The sequence below is a fragment of the Peptacetobacter sp. AB800 genome, assembly GCF_047807365.1.
In the GTDB taxonomy this organism is placed as follows: domain Bacteria; phylum Bacillota; class Clostridia; order Peptostreptococcales; family Peptostreptococcaceae; genus Peptacetobacter.
Genome location: NZ_JBLOUI010000004.1, coordinates 1 through 23,918, shown reverse-complemented (window position 1 = coordinate 23,918; position 23,918 = coordinate 1). Strand labels below are relative to the sequence as shown.

23 protein-coding genes, 2 tRNA genes and 2 rRNA genes are annotated in these 23,918 nt (G+C 32.1%); 18 read left to right on the top strand and 9 right to left on the bottom strand.

Annotated features, from left to right (window positions below):
* Positions 1 to 31: 31 nt before the first annotated feature.
* From rsmG to rpmH, 8 genes are all read right to left on the bottom strand, one after another.
* On the bottom strand, positions 32 to 757 hold the full coding sequence (gene rsmG, locus ACK2WN_RS02880; protein ID WP_416154810.1) for a 16S rRNA (guanine(527)-N(7))-methyltransferase RsmG: 726 nt from the start codon (positions 755 to 757) through the stop codon (positions 32 to 34).
* Positions 750 to 2,639, bottom strand: a complete 1,890-nt coding sequence (gene mnmG / locus ACK2WN_RS02875) for a tRNA uridine-5-carboxymethylaminomethyl(34) synthesis enzyme MnmG (RefSeq protein WP_330000263.1) — start codon at positions 2,637 to 2,639, stop codon at positions 750 to 752. Before mnmG ends, rsmG begins: the two co-directional genes overlap by 8 nt.
* Positions 2,640 to 2,784: 145 nt before the next feature.
* Positions 2,785 to 4,164 (bottom strand): tRNA uridine-5-carboxymethylaminomethyl(34) synthesis GTPase MnmE, encoded by a 1,380-nt coding sequence (gene mnmE, locus ACK2WN_RS02870; RefSeq protein ID WP_416154809.1) that lies wholly within the window; start codon positions 4,162 to 4,164, stop codon positions 2,785 to 2,787.
* An 88-nt stretch (positions 4,165 to 4,252) separates the two neighbouring features.
* Positions 4,253 to 4,879, bottom strand: coding sequence for an RNA-binding cell elongation regulator Jag/EloR (jag, locus tag ACK2WN_RS02865; RefSeq protein WP_330000259.1), 627 nt, complete (start codon positions 4,877 to 4,879; stop codon positions 4,253 to 4,255).
* Entirely contained in the window at positions 4,851 to 5,558 is a 708-nt protein-coding gene (locus ACK2WN_RS02860) for a YidC/Oxa1 family membrane protein insertase (protein WP_300528099.1), read from the bottom strand. Before ACK2WN_RS02860 ends, jag begins: the two co-directional genes overlap by 29 nt.
* A gap of 25 nt (positions 5,559 to 5,583) precedes the next feature.
* Positions 5,584 to 5,826, bottom strand: coding sequence for a membrane protein insertion efficiency factor YidD (gene yidD, locus ACK2WN_RS02855; RefSeq protein ID WP_331495905.1), 243 nt, complete (start codon positions 5,824 to 5,826; stop codon positions 5,584 to 5,586).
* A 23-nt stretch (positions 5,827 to 5,849) separates the two neighbouring features.
* Complete coding sequence (gene rnpA / locus ACK2WN_RS02850; RefSeq protein ID WP_118549726.1) at positions 5,850 to 6,197, bottom strand: ribonuclease P protein component; 348 nt, start codon at positions 6,195 to 6,197, stop codon at positions 5,850 to 5,852.
* A 74-nt stretch (positions 6,198 to 6,271) separates the two neighbouring features.
* Positions 6,272 to 6,406 carry a 50S ribosomal protein L34 gene (gene rpmH, locus ACK2WN_RS02845; RefSeq protein WP_006440948.1) on the bottom strand — a complete coding sequence of 45 codons (135 nt, stop codon included), beginning with the start codon at positions 6,404 to 6,406 and terminating at the stop codon, positions 6,272 to 6,274.
* A gap of 720 nt (positions 6,407 to 7,126) precedes the next feature.
* On the opposite strand from rpmH, the gene dnaA reads away from it, so the two are divergent.
* The 6 genes from dnaA to gyrA all read left to right on the top strand — a co-directional run bounded on the left by dnaA (position 7,127) and on the right by gyrA (position 15,884).
* A complete protein-coding gene (gene dnaA, locus ACK2WN_RS02840) occupies positions 7,127 to 8,476 on the top strand; it encodes a chromosomal replication initiator protein DnaA (RefSeq protein ID WP_243411973.1) in 1,350 nt (449 codons plus the stop codon).
* Positions 8,477 to 8,800: 324 nt separating this feature from the next.
* Positions 8,801 to 9,907: a DNA polymerase III subunit beta gene (dnaN, locus tag ACK2WN_RS02835; protein WP_416154808.1), complete on the top strand. Its 1,107-nt coding sequence runs from the start codon at positions 8,801 to 8,803 to the stop codon at positions 9,905 to 9,907.
* A 277-nt stretch (positions 9,908 to 10,184) separates the two neighbouring features.
* Positions 10,185 to 10,397 (top strand): S4 domain-containing protein YaaA, encoded by a 213-nt coding sequence (yaaA, locus tag ACK2WN_RS02830; protein WP_118549730.1) that lies wholly within the window; start codon positions 10,185 to 10,187, stop codon positions 10,395 to 10,397.
* Between the two features lie 12 nt (positions 10,398 to 10,409).
* A complete protein-coding gene (gene recF / locus ACK2WN_RS02825) occupies positions 10,410 to 11,516 on the top strand; it encodes a DNA replication/repair protein RecF (RefSeq protein ID WP_416154807.1) in 1,107 nt (368 codons plus the stop codon).
* Positions 11,517 to 13,418: a DNA topoisomerase (ATP-hydrolyzing) subunit B gene (gyrB, locus tag ACK2WN_RS02820; RefSeq protein ID WP_118549732.1), complete on the top strand. Its 1,902-nt coding sequence runs from the start codon at positions 11,517 to 11,519 to the stop codon at positions 13,416 to 13,418.
* Positions 13,419 to 13,433: 15 nt separating this feature from the next.
* Positions 13,434 to 15,884 (top strand): DNA gyrase subunit A, encoded by a 2,451-nt coding sequence (gyrA, locus tag ACK2WN_RS02815; RefSeq protein WP_416154806.1) that lies wholly within the window; start codon positions 13,434 to 13,436, stop codon positions 15,882 to 15,884.
* A 63-nt stretch (positions 15,885 to 15,947) separates the two neighbouring features.
* Here the strand turns inward: gyrA and ACK2WN_RS02810 are convergent, their stop codons facing one another.
* Positions 15,948 to 18,068 carry a CocE/NonD family hydrolase gene (locus tag ACK2WN_RS02810; protein ID WP_416154805.1) on the bottom strand — a complete coding sequence of 707 codons (2,121 nt, stop codon included), beginning with the start codon at positions 18,066 to 18,068 and terminating at the stop codon, positions 15,948 to 15,950.
* A gap of 295 nt (positions 18,069 to 18,363) precedes the next feature.
* Between ACK2WN_RS02810 and ACK2WN_RS02805 the strand changes: the two genes are divergently transcribed.
* The 12 genes from ACK2WN_RS02805 to ACK2WN_RS02750 form a co-directional block, all read left to right on the top strand.
* Complete coding sequence (locus ACK2WN_RS02805; protein WP_300528077.1) at positions 18,364 to 19,638, top strand: double-cubane-cluster-containing anaerobic reductase; 1,275 nt, start codon at positions 18,364 to 18,366, stop codon at positions 19,636 to 19,638.
* A 75-nt stretch (positions 19,639 to 19,713) separates the two neighbouring features.
* The gene (locus ACK2WN_RS02800; RefSeq protein WP_118549735.1) at positions 19,714 to 19,968 is read left to right on the top strand and encodes a DUF3343 domain-containing protein; all 255 of its coding nucleotides are present in this window, start codon (positions 19,714 to 19,716) and stop codon (positions 19,966 to 19,968) included.
* Positions 19,969 to 20,166: 198 nt separating this feature from the next.
* Positions 20,167 to 20,511, top strand: a complete 345-nt coding sequence (locus ACK2WN_RS02795) for a YtxH domain-containing protein (RefSeq protein ID WP_300528073.1) — start codon at positions 20,167 to 20,169, stop codon at positions 20,509 to 20,511.
* Position 20,512: 1 nt separating this feature from the next.
* Complete coding sequence (locus ACK2WN_RS02790; protein ID WP_300528071.1) at positions 20,513 to 20,821, top strand: DUF948 domain-containing protein; 309 nt, start codon at positions 20,513 to 20,515, stop codon at positions 20,819 to 20,821.
* 50 nt (positions 20,822 to 20,871) lie between these two features.
* Positions 20,872 to 21,189: an STAS domain-containing protein gene (locus tag ACK2WN_RS02785; RefSeq protein WP_300528068.1), complete on the top strand. Its 318-nt coding sequence runs from the start codon at positions 20,872 to 20,874 to the stop codon at positions 21,187 to 21,189.
* Between the two features lie 24 nt (positions 21,190 to 21,213).
* The gene (locus ACK2WN_RS02780; protein WP_300528165.1) at positions 21,214 to 21,600 is read left to right on the top strand and encodes an ATP-binding protein; all 387 of its coding nucleotides are present in this window, start codon (positions 21,214 to 21,216) and stop codon (positions 21,598 to 21,600) included.
* Entirely contained in the window at positions 21,600 to 22,367 is a 768-nt protein-coding gene (locus tag ACK2WN_RS02775) for a SigB/SigF/SigG family RNA polymerase sigma factor (RefSeq protein ID WP_300528066.1), read from the top strand. The genes ACK2WN_RS02780 and ACK2WN_RS02775 overlap by 1 nt, the downstream gene beginning before the upstream one ends.
* Positions 22,368 to 22,571: 204 nt before the next feature.
* Positions 22,572 to 22,922 (top strand): carboxymuconolactone decarboxylase family protein, encoded by a 351-nt coding sequence (locus ACK2WN_RS02770; protein WP_331495902.1) that lies wholly within the window; start codon positions 22,572 to 22,574, stop codon positions 22,920 to 22,922.
* Positions 22,923 to 23,149: 227 nt separating this feature from the next.
* Positions 23,150 to 23,266: ribosomal RNA gene (gene rrf / locus ACK2WN_RS02765) — 5S ribosomal RNA — on the top strand.
* 6 nt (positions 23,267 to 23,272) lie between these two features.
* Positions 23,273 to 23,362: transfer RNA gene (locus ACK2WN_RS02760), tRNA-Leu, on the top strand.
* A 15-nt stretch (positions 23,363 to 23,377) separates the two neighbouring features.
* Positions 23,378 to 23,454, top strand: a tRNA-Ile gene (locus tag ACK2WN_RS02755).
* A gap of 189 nt (positions 23,455 to 23,643) precedes the next feature.
* Positions 23,644 to 23,918, top strand: a 16S ribosomal RNA gene (locus tag ACK2WN_RS02750); the annotation flags it as partial.

The window sequence follows — 23,918 nt, the reverse complement described above, 5'->3', positions numbered from 1 at the left end:
CTCTTACTCTATAGAATTATTTTCCGGGAAATTATTTTATCGGTGATTTTGCCGGTTTACCAGCTTTTCTCGGATATTTTGAAGGTGTTTCAGATACTTTTTTGAATACTAGTATATTGTGATTTAAATCTGTCTCTGGTAGCTTTATATCTAGCTTTTCAACAAATTCTATCCCAAGAACTTCCATAGCTTTTTTAGATTCTTCAAGCTCTAAGTCAGCATTAGGTCCTTTTAAACATACAAAGTATCCTCCAACTTTTATAAATGGTACGCAAAATTCCATTAGTATTGGAAGTCCAGCAACCGCTCTAGCTGTTGCTATATCGTACTGTTCTCTGTATTCTGGATTTTTTCCAAAGTCTTCTGCTCTACCATGTATAAATTCTACATCTTCAAGCTCTAACTGATTACATACTTCCTGAAGGAAGTTTATTCTTTTGTTTAAAGAATCTAGTAAAGTTACTTTTGTGTTTTTTAAGCATACTTTTAGAGGAACTCCTGGGAATCCCGCACCTGTACCTACATCTATTATAGACATTCCGTCTTTTATATATCCACCTTGTACAGCAGATACAGAATCTAGGAAGTGTTTTATATATGTTCCTTTTTCATCGTCTATTCCTGTTAGATTCATTTTCCGGTTCCATTCAGCAAGAAGTTCCCTGTACATTCTAAATCTATCTAATGTTTTATCATCTGCTGTTAGACCAAATTCTTCTATTCCTTTTTTTAATAGCTCTCTATTTACATTAGTCATTTTTCTTACCTCTTCTCATCTGCTCAAGGTATACAAGAAGTACAGATATATCTGCTGGAGAAACCCCAGATATTCTAGATGCCTGACCTACAGAGTTTGGTTTTATAGCATCTAGTTTCTGTCTAGCTTCTAGTCTTAGTCCTTCTATTTCAGAGTAATTTATTGATTCACTTAGTTTTTTGCTTTCTAGTTTTTTAAACTGATCTATCTGTTTTAACTGTTTATCTATGTATCCTTCGTATTTAGTTACTATTACGCACTGCTCTTTTACATAGTCAGGTACATCATCTCCAGCACCTTTTCCTAATTCTTCTATTAATTCATAATCTACTTCTGGTCTTTTTAAGAATTCGTATAAAGATAATCCTACATTTAACTTAGTAAATCCATGAGCTTCCATTATTTCATTTGACTCTTTTGGAGTTACTCTAACTTCTTTTAGTCTTTCAAATTCTTTTTCTACCATTTCTTTTTTAGCTAGGTATTTATTATATCTTTCTTCAGTTACAAGACCTATTTCATACCCTTTTTCAGTAAGTCTCATATCCGCATTGTCCTGTCTTAGATATAATCTATACTCGCATCTAGAAGTCATCATTCTATAAGGTTCATTAGTACCTTTTGTTACAAGGTCGTCTAAAAGAACACCTATATAGGCTTCTGATCTATCTAGTGTAAATGGTTCTTTTCCTTCTATTTTTCTAACTGCATTTATCCCAGCTATTAATCCCTGCGCTGCAGCTTCTTCATACCCTGATGTTCCGTTAAACTGTCCTGCACTGAATAAGTTTTCTACACCTTTTATTTCAAGGTTTAGTTTTAACTGAGTTGGATCTATACAATCGTATTCAATTGCATAAGCAGGTCTCATTACTTTTACATTTTCAAGACCTAATACAGTTTTATACATATCTTTCTGTATTTCAAAAGGTAAACTTGTAGAAAGTCCCTGAACGTACATTTCTTTTGTATTTAGTCCTTCTGGTTCTATGAATATCTGATGAGTTTCTTTGTCTGAAAATCTCACTATTTTATCTTCTATTGATGGACAGTATCTAGGTCCAACACCTTCTATCTCCCCACCATACATTGCAGATCTTTTTATATTTTCCTCTATCATCTGTTTTGTTTCGGCAGTAGTTCTAGTTAGGTAGCATGGAACCTGTTCTCTTTCTATTTTATCGTTCATAAATGAGAACGGAACTATTTTTGCATCTCCATCCTGTCTATCCATTTTTGAAAAATCTACACTGTCTCTATGTACTCTACAAGGTGTTCCAGTTTTAAATCTTCTCATTCTAAGTCCAAGTTCTTTTAAGCTATCTGTTAGATATGCTGCATATCCTAATGCATTTGGTCCTTCATTAAATGAGACTTCACCTATAAATATTTTTGAGTTTAAATATACCCCTGTAGCAAGTATTGTAGCCTTTGCTCTGTATATAGCTCCCATTCTAGTTATTACACCTGTTACAGTCTGTCCATCGTGAGCTATTTCTACAACTTCATCCATTATTAAATCAAGATTTTCCTGATTTTCTATAGTTTTTTTCATTTCTTCATGGTATCTAAATTTATCTGCCTGAGTTCTTAAAGAGTGTACTGCAGGCCCTTTTGCAGTATTTAACATTCTACTCTGGATAAATGTTTTATCTATATTTAGCCCCATTTCTCCACCAAGTGCATCTATTTCTCTAACTAGATGTCCTTTTCCTGTTCCACCTATTGAAGGGTTACAGGCAAGTGCAGCTATAGAATCTAGTGACATTGTTATCATAGCTGTTTTGTGTCCCATTCTTGCAGAAGCAAGTGCAGCTTCACATCCAGCATGTCCAGCTCCGACAACTACTATATCGTAGCTTTCAGCTTCAAATTTTCTCATCTTTTTCCACCTTTCTTATATACTTATATAATATATACGTTCTAATTTTTCATTACACTTTGTTCTACAAATGTTCCATGAAAAACCTTTATATAAAAAGCAAATTTTGCCTATATTTTTCAACTAATTTAGTCGTTTATAATAATTATTTTCCTATACAGAAATTATGGAATATATTGTCTAGTAAATCTTCACTTACTGTATCTCCGTTTATATATCCTAGATAATCCCATATATTTTTTAAGTCAACTTCAACAAAATCAAGAGGCATTCTATCTTCTATTGCTCTCATAGCATCCTCTGCAGATTTCATTGCTCTATAAAGTGCATCTTTATGTCTAGAGTTTGTTATTATAACATTTGAAGAGCTTTTTATATCTCCTTTGTAGACCATAGCTTCTATTCTGTCATGTACATTCTCTATACCTTCATTATGAAGTGCAGATATTTTAATTATATTTTCTTCATTTACATATTTTTTTACTTCTTCTTCGTTTATTACTTGAGGTAGGTCGGTTTTGTTAAGTAGAAGGATTGTTTCTTTACCCTGTACTTTTTCTAGTATTTCTCTATCTTCTTCAGATAGTTCTGATGAAGAGTCCACAACCATTATTATTAGGTCTGCTGTATCAAATGATGCCATTGATTTTTCAACACCTATTTTTTCAACTACATCGTCTGTTTCTCTGATTCCTGCAGTATCTACTATTTTTAGAGGTATGCCTTTTATATTTACAAATTCTTCTATAACATCTCTAGTTGTTCCAGGTATATCTGTTACTATCGCTCTATTTTCACCAAGGATACTGTTTAGAAGAGATGATTTACCAACATTTGGCTTACCAACTATTACAGTTTTTAGACCTTCTCTAAATATTTTTCCACTTTCTGATGTTTCATATAATTTTTTAATATCTTTATTTAATTCTCTAGTTTTTTCTTCTAGAGTCGTATATGCTATAAATTCTATATCCTCTTCAGGATAATCTATTGCAACCTCAACTTGAGCTAATAGCTCAGTTACTTTTTCTCTAAATTCTCTTATTCTATTAGATAGAGATCCATCAAGCTGGTTTTCAGCTACTTCATGCGCCTTATCTGTTTTTGCATTTATTACATCTATTACCGCTTCTGCCTGAGATAAGTCTATTCTTCCATTTAAAAATGCTCTCTTTGTAAACTCTCCTGCTTCTGCAAGTCTTACATCTTTAGAAAGTACTAATTCTAATATTCTTTTTACAGAAATAAACCCACCATGGCAGTTTATTTCTATAACATCTTCTGCTGTATAAGAATTTGGTCCTTTCATATATGCAACTAAAACCTCGTCTATTTTTTTATCTCCATCTTTTATATTTCCGAAGATTAAAGTTCTAGCTGGGTATTCAGAGATTTTCTTTCCTGACATTGAGAAGAATATCTCTTCAGCAACTTCTAGTGATTTTGGTCCACTTATTCTTATTATCCCGATTCCACCTTCTCCAGGTGCTGTTGCAATTGCCGCTATTGTATCATCTATAAACAAATTTATCACCTCTTTGCGATTTTAAAAAATATATATACTATTATACCAAAAATAAAACCTCCTATAACATAGGAGGCAATATTTTTATTTATCTTTTGTATTCTATTACTAATCTTCTATATGGATCAGTTCCTTCACTATATGTTATAACATATCTGTCATTTTGAAGAGCTGAATGTATTATTCTTCTTTCATATGGATTCATATAGTCAAGTTTTTTTGTTTTTTTAGTTTTAGCTACTTCTCTAGCCATTTTATTAGCATATCTTACTAGAGATTCTTCTCTCTTTTCTCTGTAGTTTTCTATATCTACAAGTACTCTAGTATGAGAATCTTTGTTTATTTTGTTTAAAGCTAATCCTGTTAAGAACTGGATAGAATCAAGAGTATCTCCTCTTCTACCTATTAAACAAGCTGCTTCATCACCTTTTATATTTACTTTTATAAGGTTGTCTTCCTGTTTAACTTCAACATCGGCATTTACTTTTGCATTTTTTAGAAGTGTTTCTATAAATGATTTAGCAACGTCTGTTTCTCTTTCTATAACAGTTATTTCATAAAGACCTTCTTTAGATCCTATAAATCCTAAAAATCCTTTACTTGGAGCTTCTAGCTCTACAACTTCAATATCATCTTCTGATACATTAAGGTCTGAAAGAGCTTTTTTTATAGCTTCTTCTCTTGATTTACTTTTTATTTTTATTTTTTTTGCCATTTTTACTAGCCTCCTTCATGTCAGCTTCAAATTTAGCTTTTAGAGGTTTTGTTACTATTACCTGCTGTAATATAGCGAATACATTACTTATTGTCCAGTATAAAGTAAGACCTGCTGGGAATATGAATCCCCAGTATAATGATAAACCTGCCATCATATAAGTCATCATTTTCATCTGACCGTTAACCTGTTCTTTTGGAGTCATTATTTTCTGCATTATAAATGCACTCGCTCCTGATAATATAGCTAATATAGTGTCTGGATTAGTAAGATTTTGCATCCATAAGAACTGTCCATTAGCTTGATTAAAAGCAGCCTGACTAGCAAATGCTCCTAGACCTACTGGATCTTTTAGTAAGTTAAATAGTCCTATTAATATAGGGAACTGTATAAGTAGAGGTAAACATCCTGCCATAGGATTTATATTTGCTCTTTGATATAGTTCCATTATTTCTCTGTTCTGTCTTTCAGGATTATTTTTATATTTTTCCTGTATTTCATTAACTCTTGGTGTTATCTCCTGCATTGCAACAGTAGATTTTGTCTGCTTGATTGTAAGTGGCATTAATAGTAATTTAACTAAGAAAGTAAATAGTATAATTGCTATACCATAGCTTCCTGTAAAGCTATATATTGCCCCTAGAATGTTTCCAAATAATTTTCCTATTAAATTGGTCACTTCTTGTACCTCCTACAAAATAGATTTATTTCAATGGATCGTAACCACCTGGATGAAAAGGATGACATTTTAAAACTCTTCTTATTGTCAAATATAATCCTTTTAAAAATCCATATTTCTTAAACGCTTCTATAGAGTATTGTGAACAGGTAGGGTAAAATCTACACGTTGGACCTTTTAAAGGTGATATATATTTTTGATAAAATCTCACTAAACCTATACATCCTTTTGCAAGAAGTTTACCTATTTTATCTATATAATTCCTTATTTTATCCAATCTATAAGACCTCCTTATTCATTTAAAAGCTTATTTTTTCTCATTAAGTGATTCATTGCTTTTTCAATATCTTTATAAGTTGCATCTTTAGCAGCTACTCTGGAAATAAATACTAAATCATAGCCTTTCTTTATATTTTCATCGATATTTAATCGATAGGTTTCTTTTATCAATCTTCTGATTCTATTCCTAGTTACTGCATTTCCTACTTTTTTAGATATAGAAATACCTATTCTAGTTTGATCAGTTTTATTTTTTAATATATAGACTACTAAATATTTATTTGCAAAAGATTTACCGTGTTTATATATTTTTCTAAATTCGTAGTCTTTCCTAATACCTTTAGTGTTATTAAATTCCATAATTTCCTCCAATAAACACAGTTTAACTCGATAAATTTTACAAAAAAAGCCACTCTATAAGCGGCCTTTTTTAATTAATGAGTTAATCTCTTTCTTCCTTTAGCTCTTCTTCTTCTTAACACGTTTCTTCCGTTAGCAGATCTCATTCTTTTTCTGAATCCGTGTTCTTTTTTTCTCTGTCTTTTCTTTGGTTGATAAGTTCTTTTCATTCTATAGCACCGCCTTTCACATTAATTTCCATTTATAAAAAATATACTTTTACCCTCAAAGTAAACATAACACATATTATTATAATTACTTTAATGGTTGTTGTCAACGAATTTTTCAAGTTACACTAAAGAATTTTTACAATATTAATATATCTATTTAATATAACTTTTCACTTATAAATCTACCTCTTTTATTTGTATAAGATTTCAACTCAAATATTTAAAAGTTTCCTTTATATTACCAAAATACACCGACAGCTTTCAACCCCTTTTTTATAAACATTTTCTTCAATAAAAAATGAAATAAATTTTTCTAAAATTTACTTGTTGATAAAATATATTTTTTAAGATTTTATATTGTGGATAAGTTATTGAAGTTTCATTGTTATTTTGATATTATAATAATACTTGTTAATTATGTTGATAAATGTTATTAACATATCAACAGTTATGCACAGTCTGTGGATATGTCTGTGTATAAATTTTAATCGCTCATCAAAAAACGTTATTATTTCAATATTTTAGATGTGTTTAAAATCTTTATAACTATATAAACAATATTGTTTATATTTTTTTACTCACATCCATTTTTTTATTTTATATAACATTTATCAACAATATTTCAGCAATATCAACATATTATATATTTTTTTAATATCCACACAAAATTTGTTGATAATAATGTTGAAAACTAAGCAACGGAAATTGGAGGATACAAATATGGACATCAATTCTCTGTGGGAAAAAGTACTTCAAATTTTAAAAGGTGAAGTTTCAGCTGCAGCCTTTAAAGCATTTTTTGCTACTGTAAAGCCGCTTTTATTACACAACGATACATTATATCTTTGTGCTAACAGCGATTTTAATAAAGATATTTTAAACAACAGATACAGCTCTATACTTGCTGGTGTTGTAAAAGAAGTAACTGCTAAAGATATAAAAATAGTAGTTTTAGATAATGAAAAAGAAATGGATTCTATACTAAAAGAGATGGATTCAAATCCTAAAGATTCTGTAGCAAAAACTCCAAAGGCTCCTACTAAATATGAAAGCAATCTAAATCCAAAGTATACTTTTGATACTTTTGTTATAGGAAACAGTAATAGTTTTGCCCATGCTGCATGTGTTGCAGTAGCTGAATCTCCAGCAAAATCTTACAACCCTCTATTCCTTTATGGAGGTGTTGGTCTTGGTAAAACTCACCTTATGCAGGCTATTGGGCATCATATATTAGAAGCGGATAGCACTCAAAAGGTTGTATATGTTTCTTCTGAAAAATTTACAAATGAGCTTGTAAACTCTATAAAGGACGATAAAAACGAAGAATTTAGAAATAAGTATAGAAATGTAGATGTTCTTTTAATAGACGATGTCCAGTTTATAGCTGGTAAAGAAAGAACTCAGGAAGAATTCTTCCATACATTTAATACTCTTCACGAAGCAAACAAACAGATAATAATCTCTAGTGATAGACCGCCAAAAGATATACCTACACTAGAGGAAAGACTTAGATCTAGATTCGAAATGGGTCTAATAACTGATATTCAGCCACCAGATTTTGAAACTAGAATAGCAATACTTAGAAAAAAAGCACAGATGGACAATACTGAGGTTCCAGATGAGGTAACTGATTATATAGCTAAAAATGTAAAATCCAACATAAGAGAGCTTGAAGGTGCACTTACTCGAGTAATGGCCTATTCTTCACTTACTAAAAAGAAAGTTTCTCTTGAAGTAGCAACTGAAGCATTAAAAGATATAATCGTATCTTATAATACATCTGAAATCAATGTAGTTAGAATCAAAGAAAAAGTCGCTGAAGTTTTTGATATAAAAATGGAAGACTTCAATTCTAAAAAAAGAACTAGAGCAATAGCATATCCTAGACAGATAGCAATGTATTTATCTAGGGATTTAACAGATCTTTCTCTACCTAAAATAGGAGAAGAGTTTGGCGGAAGAGATCATACTACTGTAATACATGCTTGCGATAAGATAAGTAAAGACTTAAAAGAAAACATAGACCTAAAATTAAAGGTTGAAAAAATAATAAATGATTTAAAAGGATAAAATTAAATATCGAAACGATGCTATAGTAGATAAAAGTAGATTTTTAATAAATGATGTTGGTAAAATCTATCAACATTATTCTTGTTGATAAATATAGAATAAAATGTTAATAACTTTTATCCATATTTTATCAACATTTTAATCAGCTATTATTAAGAGAGATATTAACAAACTATCTACAGGTTTTTTTATTGAAATTTAAACATCTATTAACATTATCAACATTAATAACAGCCCCTACTACTATTACTACTAAGTTTCTTATATATTTATTTAGTTTTGAGGGTAAAAAAAATATCCACAAAACAACTAAGGAGGAAAAAAATGAAACTTATATGCAATCAGAAAATTTTATCTCAAAAGATAGGTATAGTTCAAAAAGCTATAAACAGCAGAACTACAATAGAGCTATTAAAAGGTATCCTATTATCAACTGAGAATGGAGCTTTAAAACTTACTGGATCTGATGCAGAGATAAGAATAGAAACTTTTGTTCAATCTGAAATAGAAGAAGATGGAAAAATAGTACTTGATGCAAAACTATTTGGAGACATAGTTAGAAAATTACCTGATTCATTTGTTCAGATAGAAACTGATGCAAATAACAACGTACATATCTACTGTGAAAATTCTAGATTTACTATAAAAGGACACTCAGCAGAAGAATATCCAGCCTTTTCAGATGTAGAAGAAAGTGAAATGTATTCTATTCCTCAGGAATTACTAAAAGATATGATAAAACAGACATCTTTTGCTATATCTCAGGATCAGACAAAACCTGTTTTAATGGGAGAGCTTTTAGAAGCTGAAAACGGAAAAGCAAGTCTTGTTGCTATAGATGGATATAGATTAGCAGTTAGAAGTTGCCCTATAGACAGCTTTACAAAAGATATAAAAGTTATAATACCTGGAAAAACACTAGTAGATATAAATAGTTTAATGACAGGTGAAGGAAGCATAAATGTAGGATTCTCTGAAAAAAATGCCGTATTTATGCTAGGAGATACAAAAGTAGTAACTAGATTATTAGAAGGAGATTTTATAGATTATAGTAGACTTCTTCCAAAAGAATATAATTCTAGAGTAAAATTAAAATCAAAAGCACTTTTAAACAGTATAGAAAGAGCATCACTTCTTTCTCAGTCAGAAAGAAATAACCTTATAAAATTATCTATAAGAGATGATGCAATGGTTATAACTTCAAATACTGACAGAGGTAATGTTTATGAAGAAGTTGCGTTAGAGCTTGAAGGAGAATACTTAGATATAGCTTTCAACTCAAGATATTTAATGGAAGGTCTTAGATATATAGACAGCGAAGAAATATACATAGAATTTACAACAAATGTAAATCCTTGTATAGTAAAACCAGTCGATGAAATAGACTATACTTACCTACTTCTTCCTGTAAGAATGTCTTCTAATATGTAATAAATAAAATTTTACAAAGTTTATAAAAAGCAGCTAAAAAATTAATTTATTTTAGCTGCTTTTATTTTAAAAATTTCAAGAACATATGTTTTATAATTAACAGGCTCGAGGTAGTATATAAAAATATAATTATAAGGCTATTAAATCGAGTTTAAAGGGCAATATATATAAACAAGGCTATTTTAGTCAATAGTGAATAAATTTTAAAAATATGGTATAATTATATAATTAGGTATATTATGATTTACCGTTTATATTTTTTAAAGGAGGATCGAGTATGATAGAAATCAAAATAGATTCTGAATACATAAAACTTGATCAAGCACTTAAACTTGCAGATATAGCATCTACAGGTGGGCACGCTAAATTTCTTATAGCAGAAGAGCTTGTAAAAGTTAATGGAGAAATTGAAACAAGAAGAGGTAAAAAGCTTTTTGACGGAGATGTTATTGAGGTTGAAGGCGAAATGATAAAAGTTGTAGCAGAATAGAGGAGAGTTTTTGTGAAACTAAAAAATCTTCAATTGGTTAATTATAGAAATTACGACAAGCTATATATCGAATTTAACGATAGAATAAACCTATTACTAGGCTCTAATGGTCAGGGAAAGACCAATATAGCAGAAGCTATTTACTTATTGGCATTTGGAAAATCATTTAGAACAAATAGAGATAGAGAACTTATTAAATTTAATACAGAAAATCTCTATGTCGGAGGTGGTTATGAAAAAAATGACAGAAAAGGAATGGTTGAAATAGCTATAAATAAGGCTAAGAAAGGAATAAAGGTAAATAAAATACCTATTATAAAATTAGCTGAGCTTTTGGGAAATATAAATGTCGTTATTTTTTCGCCTGAAGATTTGAGATTGGTTAAAGATGGTCCTAAAATAAGAAGAAGCTTTATAGATAGGGAAATAAGCCAGATTGTGCCTGGATATTATGGTCTTTTAACTGGTTACAATAAAATTTTGGCGAATAGAAACAAGCTTTTAAAAAATATAAATCCAGATTTAAATCTCTTAGATGTATACGATGAGAGTTTGGCAGATTATGGAAGTAAAATTTTTATGTTTAGAAAGAAATTTATTGAAAGAATTGCCGAAATTTCTAAAGATATGCACTCTAGATTGACAGATAATAAAGAGGATTTGAATGTTATTTATAAAAGTCAGATTCAACTAGATGAGGAATCTAGTGTAAAAGATAAGTTTCTTAGTATTTTAAAAGATAAGAGAAAACACGATTTAGATATGAGAATAAGTGGATATGGGATTCATAAAGACGATATTTTAATTCAGATAAATGGACTAGATGTTAGATTTTATGGTTCTCAGGGGCAGCAGAGGACTGCATCTATATCGTTGAAATTATCTGAAATAGAGCTTATCAATAGAGAGGTTGGAGAATACCCACTTCTGATTTTGGACGATGTTTTTAGTGAACTCGATGAAAAAAGGCAGAAGCTTTTAGTCGACAATCTAAAAGATGTTCAAATGTTTATTACAACTGCTGAGTATCTACATAAAAATGTACTAGATATGAATAATACTACAGTTTTTTATATAGATAATGGAAAAGTAGTTAAAACGGAGAATGGAGGAAATTAAATGAAACAGGAATACGGTGCAAGTCAAATTCAGGTTCTTGAAGGTTTAGAAGCCGTTAGAAAAAGACCTGGAATGTACATTGGATCAACTGGTCCTAGAGGACTACATCATTTAGTGTACGAAGTAGTAGACAACAGTATAGATGAGGCACTTGCTGGAAATTGCTCAAAAATATATGTTGCTATAAATGCAGATGGAAGTATAACTGTAGAAGATGACGGTAGGGGGATACCAGTAGAGGTTCATCCAAAGACTGGATTATCAACTCTTGAAACAGTACTTACTGTTCTTCATGCCGGTGGTAAATTTGGCGGTGGAGGATACAAGGTATCTGGAGGTCTTCACGGTGTTGGGGTTTCTGTTGTTAATGCGCTTTCTGAATGGCTAGTGGCTGAAGTTCACAGAGATGGAAAGGCTTATAGACAGGAATACAAAAAAGGAAATCCTCAGACTAAGTTAGAAGTAGTTGGAGAGTCAGATCATACAGGTACTATAATATCATTTATGCCTGATGCAGAAATTTTTGATGAGATAGAGTTTAGCTTCGATACTCTTGAATACAGACTTAGAGAGCTTTCATTCTTAAATAAAGGAATAAAAATAATATTTGAGGATAAAAGAGAAGGTAAAGAAAAATATAGAGATTTCCACTATACAGGAGGTCTTGTTGAATACGTTAAATTCCTTAATAAATCTAGAACAGGAATACACGAAGATATAGTATATATAGATAAAAAAGTAGATGATTGCTTAGTTGAAATAGCTATGCAGTACACAGATGGATATACAGAAAATATATATTCATTTGCAAATAATATAAATACTCACGAAGGTGGTTCACACCTTGCAGGATTTAAAGCTGCTCTTACAAAAACTATAAATGAATACGCTAAGAGAAATGGGGCTTTAAAAGATAAAGATTCTAATCTTTCAGGAGAAGATATAAGAGAAGGTCTTACAGCTGTTGTATCTGTAAAACTTCCAGATCCTCAGTTTGAAGGTCAGACTAAGACAAAACTTGGTAATACTTTCATGAGAGGTATAGTAGATGGAGTTACTGTTGAAGAATTAGGATCATTCCTTGAAGAAAATCCAAATACAGCAAAAGTTATAGTTGATAAAGCTTTAAGAGCACAGAGAGCAAGAGAAGCGGCTAAGAGAGCAAGAGAATTAACTAGAAGAAAAAGCGTACTTGAAAGTACTTCTCTACCAGGAAAACTTGCAGACTGCTCAGAAAAAGACCCGTCTAAGAGTGAAATATTCTTAGTCGAAGGGGATTCTGCCGGTGGTTCTGCAAAACAGGGTAGAGATAGAAATACTCAGGCGATACTTCCTTTAAGAGGTAAAATTTTAAATGTTGAAAAATCAAGATTAGATAAAATATTAGCTTCTGATGAAATAAAAAATATGATAACTGCTTACGGATGTGGTATAGGTAATGATTTTGATTTAGAAAAAGCTAGATATCATAAAATCATAATAATGACCGATGCCGATGTCGATGGTGCGCACATCAGAACACTATTATTAACATTCTTCTTCAGATATATGAGACCTTTAATAGAAGAGGGATATGTGTATGCTGCACAGCCACCTCTATACAAGGTTACTAAACAGAAGAAAGAATACTATGTATACTCAGATAAAGAATTAGACGACCTACTTAATGAAATAGGTAGAGATAAATACGATATACAGAGATATAAAGGGCTTGGGGAAATGAACCCAGAACAGCTTTGGGATACAACAATGAACCCAGAAACAAGAACTCTTCTACAGGTTACTATAGAAGATGCTGCAATAGCTGATGAAATATTCTCTATGCTTATGGGAGATAAAGTTGCTCCAAGAAGAGAATTCATACAGGAAAATGCAAAATATGTTAGAAATCTAGACGTATAGGAGAGGAGATAAAAAATGCAGGACGAAAAAAATACTAGCAGAATACTTCCGATAGAAATAGCTAGTGAGATGAAAAAATCTTACATAGAATACTCAATGAGCGTTATCGTCGGGCGTGCTCTTCCAGATGTAAGAGATGGATTAAAACCAGTTCATAGAAGAATATTATATTCTATGAATGAATTAAATCTTTCTCCAGATAAACCATATAGAAAATCAGCCCGTATTGTCGGGGACGTTCTAGGTAAGTACCACCCACATGGTGATAGTTCAGTATATATGGCAATGGTTAAAATGGCTCAGGACTTCTCAACAAGAGTGCCTCTAGTTGATGGTCATGGGAACTTTGGTTCAGTAGATGGGGATTCACCAGCTGCGATGCGTTATACTGAAGCCAGAATGAGTAAATTATCACTAGAATTACTTAGAGATATAGATAAAGAAACTGTAGACTTTGGACCAAACTTTGATGAATCTTTAAAAGAACCATTAGTGTTACCAGCAAGATTCCCTAACTTATTAGTAAATGGATCTAATGGTATAGCAGTTGGTATGGCTACATCTATACCTCCTCACAATTTAGGAGAGGTAATAGATGCAACAGTTCATCTAATAGATAAACCAGACTCAGATGTTGAAGAATTAATGGCTTATGTAAAAGGTCCAGACTTCCCAACTGGTGCAATAATAATGGGAACTGAAAGCATAAAAGAAGCCTACAGAACAGGTAGAGGTAAGATAAAAGTTAGAGCTAGAGCTGAAATAGAAGAACTTCCAAAAGGAAAACAGCAGATAGTTGTAACAGAAATACCATACCAGGTAAATAAAGCGAGATTAGTTGAAAGAATAGCTGAACTTGTAAAAGATAAGAAAATTGAAGGTATATCAGACCTTAGAGATGAAAGTAATAGAAATGGTATGAGAATAGTTATAGAGCTTAAGAGAGATGTAAATGCAAACATCATCTTAAACAATCTATACAAACATTCTCAGATGGAAGAAACTATAAGTGTTATTATGATAGCACTTGTAAATGGAGAGCCAAAATGTTTAAATCTTAAAGAAGTTCTTCACTACTACATAGAACATCAGAAAGATGTTGTAACAAGAAGAACTAAATACGAGCTAAATAAAGCTGAAGCTAGAGCTCATATATTAGAAGGTTTAAAAATAGCACTAGATAATATAGATGCTGTAATAGAAACAATAAGATCTTCAAAAACTTCTTCAGAAGCTAAAGAAAAATTAATTGAAAGATTCGGTCTAACAGAAATTCAGGCTCAGGCTATCCTTGAAATGAGACTTAACAGACTTACAGGATTAGAAAGAGAAAAAATAGACGCTGAATACGACGAATTAATGAAAAAAATAGCTGAATTAAAAGAAATACTTGCAAGCGAAGAAGTATTACTTGGAGTAATTAAAGATGAAATAATAGAAATAAAAAATAAATACACTGACGAAAGAAGAACTGAAATTAAGCATGCTGAAGGTGAAATAGATGTTATAGACCTTATAGATGAGGAAGAAATAGCTATAACTCTTACTCACTTTGGATATATAAAAAGACTTCCTGCTGATACTTACAGAAGCCAGAAGAGAGGTGGAAGAGGAATATCTGCTCTTACAACAAGAGAAGAAGATTTCGTAAAACACCTAATAAGTACAACTACTCACAGTAGATTATTATTCTTCACTAATAGAGGTAGAGTATTTAGATTAAATGCATATGAAATACCAGAAGGAAAGAGACAGGCTAAGGGAACTGCAATAGTTAATCTACTTCAGCTTGGGCCTGGAGAAAAAATAGCAACTCTAATAGATGTAGATGGTAAAGAAGAAAATAAATTCCTTCTAATAGCTACTAAGAAGGGTATGGTTAAAAAGACTAAGATAAGTGACTTCAAAAATATCAATAAATCTGGATTAATATCAATAGGTCTTAAAGAAGGCGACGAGGTTATAGGAGTTAAATTAACTGATGGGGATCAGGATGTTATGCTTGTAACTAGAAATGGTATGTCTATAAGATTCTCTGAAAAAGACGTTAGAGATATGGGAAGAACTGCTATGGGTGTTAAAGGTATTACACTTGGCGAAGGAGATACTGTTGTATCTATGAGTTTAGCTAGTGAAGGTACTGATATGCTTGTAGTAAGTGAAAATGGATTTGGAAAGAGAACTGATCTTGAAGAATACAGAAGTCAGATAAGAGCTGGTAAAGGTATAAAAACTTATAATATATCTGAAAAAACTGGTTCAATAGTCGGAGCTGAAATGGTAGCTGAAGACGATGAAATGATGATAATAAACTCTGATGGAGTATTAATAAGAATCAAAGTAAATGAAATATCTATATTTGGAAGAGTAACTAGCGGTGTTAAACTTATGAATGTAGATGAAGAAGTAAATATAGTATCTATTGCAAAAATAACTACTGATGAAGAAGATGAAACAGAAGAATAAATAAAAAGTTAAAGGGTTATGCTTTTAATCGAGCATAACCCTTTTTATTATGTGTTTAATATATTATTTTATAGTTGTTTTTAGGTTGCTGCTTTCTGCTGTTACAGGAACAGTTGCATTTACAGAAGCGTTATCTATTTCAACTGAGTAAGTTTTGTGTATTAAACAGTTTACAGGGTCTTCTGTTGTTATAACAAGTGCAAGACTGTGTCCAGGTTTAACAGTATATCTAGTTGCATTTAGATATATGTTGTATTCGTGGTATTCGCCTTTTTTAAGCTCTATGCTGTTTACAGCAGTTTCTGGTTCATATCCAGCTTCTGGATTGCAAAGGTCTGCATAAGCACGAGTTATTGGGCGGTAGTTTTTATGAACAGTTTCAAATTCACAAAGGTCAAATGCTGGTAAATCTCCACCATTTATTACACCATTTTCCTGAACTTTTACAACAGGTATTATATTTCTTTCTGGATCTACTGTCTGTATACTGTCAAATTTTTCATCACATACATCGTATAGCATAGCAACTAATTTAACATCATCCATTCTACCAGTAACTTTAGAATCGCCAAGTTTCATAGTTAAAGAATCGGCATCGTTTCTGTTTTCAGGATTGAAGTCATTTTCTATATCCCCATCTTTTAATGCAGCTTTTAAGTTTAGATGAACAGTTCCCTGTATAGTAAGTTCTTCATCAAGAGGAGCTGTTACAAAGCGTTTATTCATATTTGAAGATTTAAGACTCATAACTTCGTCAAAGTTTTCAGCACAAACACCAGCTGCTTCCCAATCAGTATCTATTACAGATACACCAGATTCAGCACTTTCTAGTTTCATAGAGAATGCAGTTTCCCAAGAATCACAAGCTTCCCATTTATTCTGGTCGTAGTTTGTCTGAACTAAAACTTCTGGCATTTCTTCTGCACAGTTGTCTAAGTCGTATAGATAATGAGATATCCATTTATTTACTATATCATCGTAGAAGTTTCCATCTATAAGGATACCGTAGTTTTTATTTGCCATAGTAGGAGTTATATGTGGTCCCTGATGAACTATTGTTTTAACTGTTTGTCCAGATTTTTTATATGCTTTATACATCATTTCAAACTGTTTTGTAGAAACATTTTCATCGTTTAATCCCTGAACTATTAAAGCAGTACATTTTATCTTATCGTAGTTTAGACGGTAGTTTCCAGCACCCCAGAATTCTTCGTTGTAGTCAGAACCACAGCTTAACTGCTGAAGACTAAGCTCATGGTGGAATGCAGCTATATCATCTAATTCTTTTTCAGATAATGTTTCATCGTTGTATCTACTTGAGCAGAAGTAAGCAAGGAAGCTATTTAATACTTCTTTTGGCCAATAACGCTGAGAACCCTGCATATTCTGCTGGCTGTACCAGTCAGATATTCCTGCAACTGGAACTATTGTTTTAAGACCTTCAACACCTGTTGTTGCAACAGCAAAAGGCATAGTTCCTGCATAAGATCTACCTGTCATTGCTACATTTCCATTTGACCAATCAGCTTTTGTTTCTATTGTACCTTCTCTATCTGCATAAGCAACACGATCTCCATGAAGCCATTCAACAACAGATTTGAAAGCATCTCTTTCAAATTCAGAGCCAACAAAGTTAAATCCATCTGAGCCAAGAGCTCCAAAACCTGCACTTATTATTACTGCGAAACCACGAACAAGGTAGTAGTTGAAGTTTTCAAGGTTTTCATATACCATGCTGTCGTTATTTCCTTTGTCTTTGTAGTACCAATCAGAAGCATTTGACTTTAATGCAAGATCCATAGCACTTATAGAACCTGTAGGTATACGAGCAGGTACTTCTTTTTTAAGGTCTGCAAAGTCAAATTTTCTGTATTTTTTTTCTGCAACTTCTTTCATGTGGTCGTAGCCATCTTCGTTTACACCTGCACAGTATGGACGAGCTTCGAATAAAGATGCTGCTTTGTAGTTTCCTTCAATAGCACTTCTTGGAACCTGAATAAGAGTTTTTATAAGGTCTCTTTTTCCATCTCCATCCATATCGTAATCTGATTCAACATATACACAGTATCTTACTATTTCTGAAGTAGTTGGATCATAATTTTCTCCTGTTTTCCCATCAGTGAAAGGAAATACAGGCTGAGCCATTCCGTTTTCAAATACTGGAACTTTACTATATTTAGTCATAACTTTTCTCCCCCTTTGACTATAAGTATAAACATTTTATTCAACAATAAAACGTTTACAAAAATAGTATAGATATTATCGAAAAATTAGTCAACACATCCAAAATAGACTATAAAAGTCTGGTATAGGATTAATCTATATCATTATAAATAGATATACCGATAAACAATAGTGTTTTCAACGACTTCAATTGAAAATCATAAAGGAAATGTGTTAAATTAAAAATGTCAGATATTTTGAATAGATTTAGTTAGTAAATATCTAAAGAATTATGTTTTTAAGGGGGATTTTTGAAATGGCAGATTATCATAAAATGTGGGAAGATCTAGGTATGGATCTTGAAACTCATGACCAATTATGTGAAGTATTACCTCAGGCTTTTGGAGATGTTTATTTATCTCAGGAAAACCGTCCAGAATCAATGGATTACTATGATTTCGTAGTGTCTGAAATACATGGTGTTAGACCAGCAGAACTAGTTGAACATCAGAAAAACGGTGGAAAAGTATTCGGTACTTTCTGCGTTTATGTTCCAGATGAAATAGTATTTGCAGCTAAAGCAATAGCTACAGGTCTTTGCGGTGGTTCTCAGTTCTGGGTACCAGGTGGAGAAAAAGTTCTTCCATCTAATACATGTCCATTAATAAAAGCATCAGTAGGTGCTAGATTAGATAGAACATGTCCATTCTTCCGTATAGCAGATATGTACGTTGGAGAAACTACTTGCGATGGAAAGAAAAAAGCATGGGAAATATTAGCTGAAGATGTCCCTGTTCATGTAATGGATTTACCTCAGATGAAGAGAGAAAAAGATATAAAAGCTTGGGCTGAAGAAATAAAAGACTTCAAAAAAGTTGTTGAGGAAGTAACTGGAAATGAAGTAACAGCAGAAAGCTTAGGAGAAAGCATAAAACTTATAAACGATAAGAGAAGAGCTCTTAAACGTCTATATGAATTAAGAAAAAATGAAAAATTACCAATAAGTGGTAAAGACGTATTATTAATATCTCAGATAGCATTCTACGATGATCCAACTCGTTTTACTCAGATGACTAACAAACTTTGCGACGAATTAGAAAAGAGAGTAGAAGAAGGTGTAAGTGTATTCCCAGAAGGAACTAAGAGAATACTTCTAACTGGTACTCCTTTAGCTATACCAAACTGGAAAATACACAACATAATAGAAACTAGCGGTGGAGCAGTTGTATGTGAAGAAATGTGTACTGGTGCTAGATATTTCGAAAACTTAGTAGACGAAACTCAGACAGATTTAGATGGACAGATAGATGCTCTTGCTAATAGATATATGAGTATAAACTGTGCATGCTTCACTCCAAACAGAGCTAGAATAGACGATATAATAAGATATGCTAAAGAATACAATGTTGACGGTGTTATAGATGTTAACTTAAAATTCTGCAGTACTTACGATGTTGAAGGATTCCTAGTAGAAAGAGAACTTAAAAAAGCAGGTATACCAGTTCTTGGAATAGAAACTGACTACACAGATAGTGATGCTCAGCAGATGAGAACAAGAGTAAGTGCATTTATAGAAATGCTTGAAAAATAATATATTATTGATAGAATAATAGTATATTATCAAAAGGAACGAGATGTTCTTTGTAGAGCAAAGGAAATGATGTAAATGAAACAGTATTATGTGCTTTTTAACAACCATGAAAATGGTATGAGGTTAAAAAAAGAACTAAATAATGCAAAAATAAAAGCAGTCATAGCTCCGACGCCTAGAAAACTTAGCAAATGCTGCGGTATTTCTTTAATGATTGAAGAAGAAGATATTGAGAGTATAAGACAGATTGCAGAAGAAAAGAAAATAGAGATTTTGGAAATTGACTGGATTGAAAAGGACTTTAACGCATCTAGGGATAGATACTGTTAAGTTCAAAATAGTAGTGTTTATAAAGAGGAGGTTCCTTTAACGGGAGTCTCCTTTTATTATGAGATTAAATAATAATCAGATTTTAAAAGTGTAGAATAAAAGTATTTTTTGTTAACGATAGAAGTAGTTTTTTATAATGAAGTTATAGCTTTATATGTTATAATAATCGTATACAAAAAAGAGAGGAGCTGATTTTCAATGAGCGGCAAAAAAGGTGGATTAATGATATTTGGTGCTATAGTAGGTTTTGTAGCAGGACTATTTTTAGCGCCTAAAAAAGGATCTGAGCTTAGAAAGGACGCAAAAGAAAAATTTGAAGATATAAAAGAAAATCCAGAAGAAACAGTTAAGAACACTTTCGATTCTGTGAAGAATAGATTGAGTACTTTTTCAGAAACTTTATTTGAAGTAGATGAAGATGGATATGAAGACGTGGATTTAGATGATGAAGATATAGTGATAAGTAGAACATTTAAAGAAGTTGAAGACGATATGGATGACGATATCGTTTTAGATACAGATAAAGAAGAAGAGGAGCTTTAATATGAATGCAATTGGATGGCAGGTATGTGGAGTTTTACTAGGTGTTTCTGCGGTTATAATTGCTGTGTATTTAGCAAAGACTTTAAACAGTGCATCTAAAACTATAGATAATGCAAATGGACTTGTTAGTAGAGCGACAAGAATAGTCGATGAAAATGAAAAAGATATAAATACAATTGTAAAAAATGTTGCATCTATAACAGATAGTGTAGACAGTTTAGTTGAGACTGTTACTAGTATAGGAAGTTATATAAATATATTTGGATTTATAAAGAAAAAAAGAAAAAATAAAAAGAAAAAAGATAAATAAAAAATTAAATATATTTTTAAAGGGATATAATTTTAATTTGGAGGTGTGATATGTCGATAAAAATAGAATCATCTTTTAATTTAGAAGAGAATGTGTGGAATGTTGCTCTTATTGGAGAACTTGATGTTTCTAGTGCAGAAGTTTTTAAAAAATCTCTTAATGATCTTGTCGATGAAAATTCTCAGAATATAAAAATAGACTTAGATAAATTGGAGTACATTGATTCAACAGGATTAGGAGTAATGGTAGGCGTGCTAAAAAGATTGAAAGTCAATGGTAAGGGTATATACCTTAGTAATCCTAAAAGTAACGTAAGAAAGATATTAGAAATTACGGGGCTTGATAAAATATTTAACATGGAGGGATAAAAATTGACTTATGAAACTATAAAAATGGAGATAAGTTCGAATCCAGAATATGTAAGCATTATAAGGCTTACTACTTCAGGCATTGCCAATAAAATTGGTTTTTCTATAGATGATATAGAAGATATGAAGGTTGCTGTTTCTGAGGCATGTACTAATGCTATAAAGCACAGTGACGATGATAAGTTTTTTATAACATTTAAGATGTTTGAATCTGGAATTTGTATAGAGATAAAAGACAACGGAAGAGGTTGTGATGTTGAGGCTATAAAAGAGCCTGATTTAGATATGCCTAAGGAAAGTGGTTTAGGTTTATTTATTATAAAGACATTAATGGACGAGGTAAGTATAGAATCAATAGAAAATGAAGGTACAGTTATTAGAATGACTAAATATTTAGGAGCTGATATTTAATGAAAAGTGTAGCAGGAGCTGCAAACTACCTGGACATGGATACAAAAGAGCTTTTTAGACTGTACAGCGATAACAAGGATATCGATATAAGAAATATTCTTATAGAAAGACATCTTTATCTAGCTAGAATACTTGCTAAAAAATATATAAATAAGGGTGTAGATTACGAAGATATCTATCAGGTAGCTTCTTTAGCGCTTATTTATGCAATAGATAGATACGATATTAGCAAGGGATTTGAATTTTCTAGTTTTGCAACTCCGACTATTATAGGGGAGATTAAAAAGTATTTTAGAGATAAAGTATGGACTATGAGAGTTCCTAGAAGAATTCAAGAGCTTAGTAAGAAAATAAGTAATGCTAAGATAGCAATCGAGCAGGAAAAGAAAAGACATCCTTCAGTTAAGGATATAGCTGAGTATATAGGATGCAGAGAAGAAGATGTTCTTGAGGCTATGGAGGCTTCATATAGTTATCAGCCTGTATCACTTGATGCTTCAGGTGGAGATGATTCTGAAGACGATTTTACTCTTTCTGATAGAGTTGGCGTTGAAGAAAAAGATTTTGGCAATATAGAGCAAAAAGATTTTCTCAATAGATTTATGCAGAATTTAAATGAGTTAGAGGTTAAGATTTTAGAAGATAGGTTCCTCCATAATAAGACTCAGTCTGTTATAGCAACAGAACTTAATATCTCACAGATGACAGTATCGAGATTAGAAAAAAAGGTAGTAGAAAAATTAAGAAAAGAATACGAAAAAATATAGAAATTTTGCATGTGCTATTCAATTTTTGAGTAGCACTTTTTATTTTTTTGTTCAAATATTAATTTAATAAAAGAATAAAAGTTTTTGTCTATATATGAAAGAAGTATTATAATTTAAAACTATACTTTGGTTAAAGTATTGAAAATAAGGTTTTCAAGTGGTAATTTCATAGATAGAGATTATAATTTTTAGGGGGTTCTAACTATGAAAGATGTAAGAGCAATGGCAGAAGCAACAGCAAAAGGTATGGCAGATTTCGCTGCAAATAAACCAGAAATAGCACAGGGATTTGGACAGTTTGCAGGAGCAGTTTTATCAGATGGAGCTGTAGATTTAAAAACTAAAGAACTTATAGCAGTAGGTATAGCAGCTTTCAGTAGATGCGAATACTGTATAGTAGGACATGTAAATAATGCATTTAAAGCTGGTTGTACAAAAGAAGAAATATTAGAAGCAGCTGGTGTAGCTATAGCATTTGGTGGTGGACCTGCTTCAGCATATGTGGCAACTACATTAATGGATGCTGTTAATGAATTTGAAAAAGATTATAAATAATTTTAAAATGATTAATAGATTTATTATATAAAAATATGGACCAATTAAAATTAATACTTTACATTGGTCCTTTTTTATTATAGAATATATTTCATCAGTTCGAGATTATCGTAAAATAAGCTTTTAAAAAATTTGAAAAAAGTTTTAAAAAAGTATTGACGATTAATAGAGAAGATGGTAATATAATACTTGCAACGGCGATAAGTCGTTGTAACAACTGAAAAATATGTGGTTATTATAGAAGGGAGGATACACCTGTTCCCATTCCGAACACAGAAGTTAAGCTCTCTATCGCTGATGGTACTTGGGGCGAAGGCCCCTGGGAGAGTAGGACGTAGCCACGTATATGTGCCGAAGTGGCGGAACTGGCAGACGCACAGGACTTAAAATCCTGCGGGACTTATCCTCCCGTACCGGTTCGATTCCGGTCTTCGGCACCATATTCAATATATAGTGGACCATTAGCTCAGTTGGTTAGAGCGCCCGGCTCATAACCGGTAGGTCTGGGGTTCGAGTCCCTGATGGTCCACCACTTTAGATGAACTTTGAAAACTGAACAGCAGATATATTTAGTTCGAACGAACAGTTCGAACGCCATACAAACCATGCCAGATATTTTGAGATAACATCTGAGCGGATATAACAAACTGATTTTATTTTGAGCAACGGAATTTTGAGCATTAGCGAAAAATTTGTTGGCGATATAAAATTCGAAGAATTTTATTTTGAGAGTTTGATCCTGGCTCAGGATGAACGCTGGCGGCGTGCCTAACACATGCAAGTCGAGCGATCTCTTCGGAGAGAGCGGCGGACGGGTGAGTAACGCGTGGGTAACCTGCCCTGTACACACGGATAACATACCGAAAGGTATGCTAATACGGGATAATATATAAGAGTCGCATGACTTTTATATCAAAGATTTTTCGGTACAGGATGGACCCGCGTCTGATTAGCTTGTTGGCGGGGTAACGGCCCACCAAGGCGACGATCAGTAGC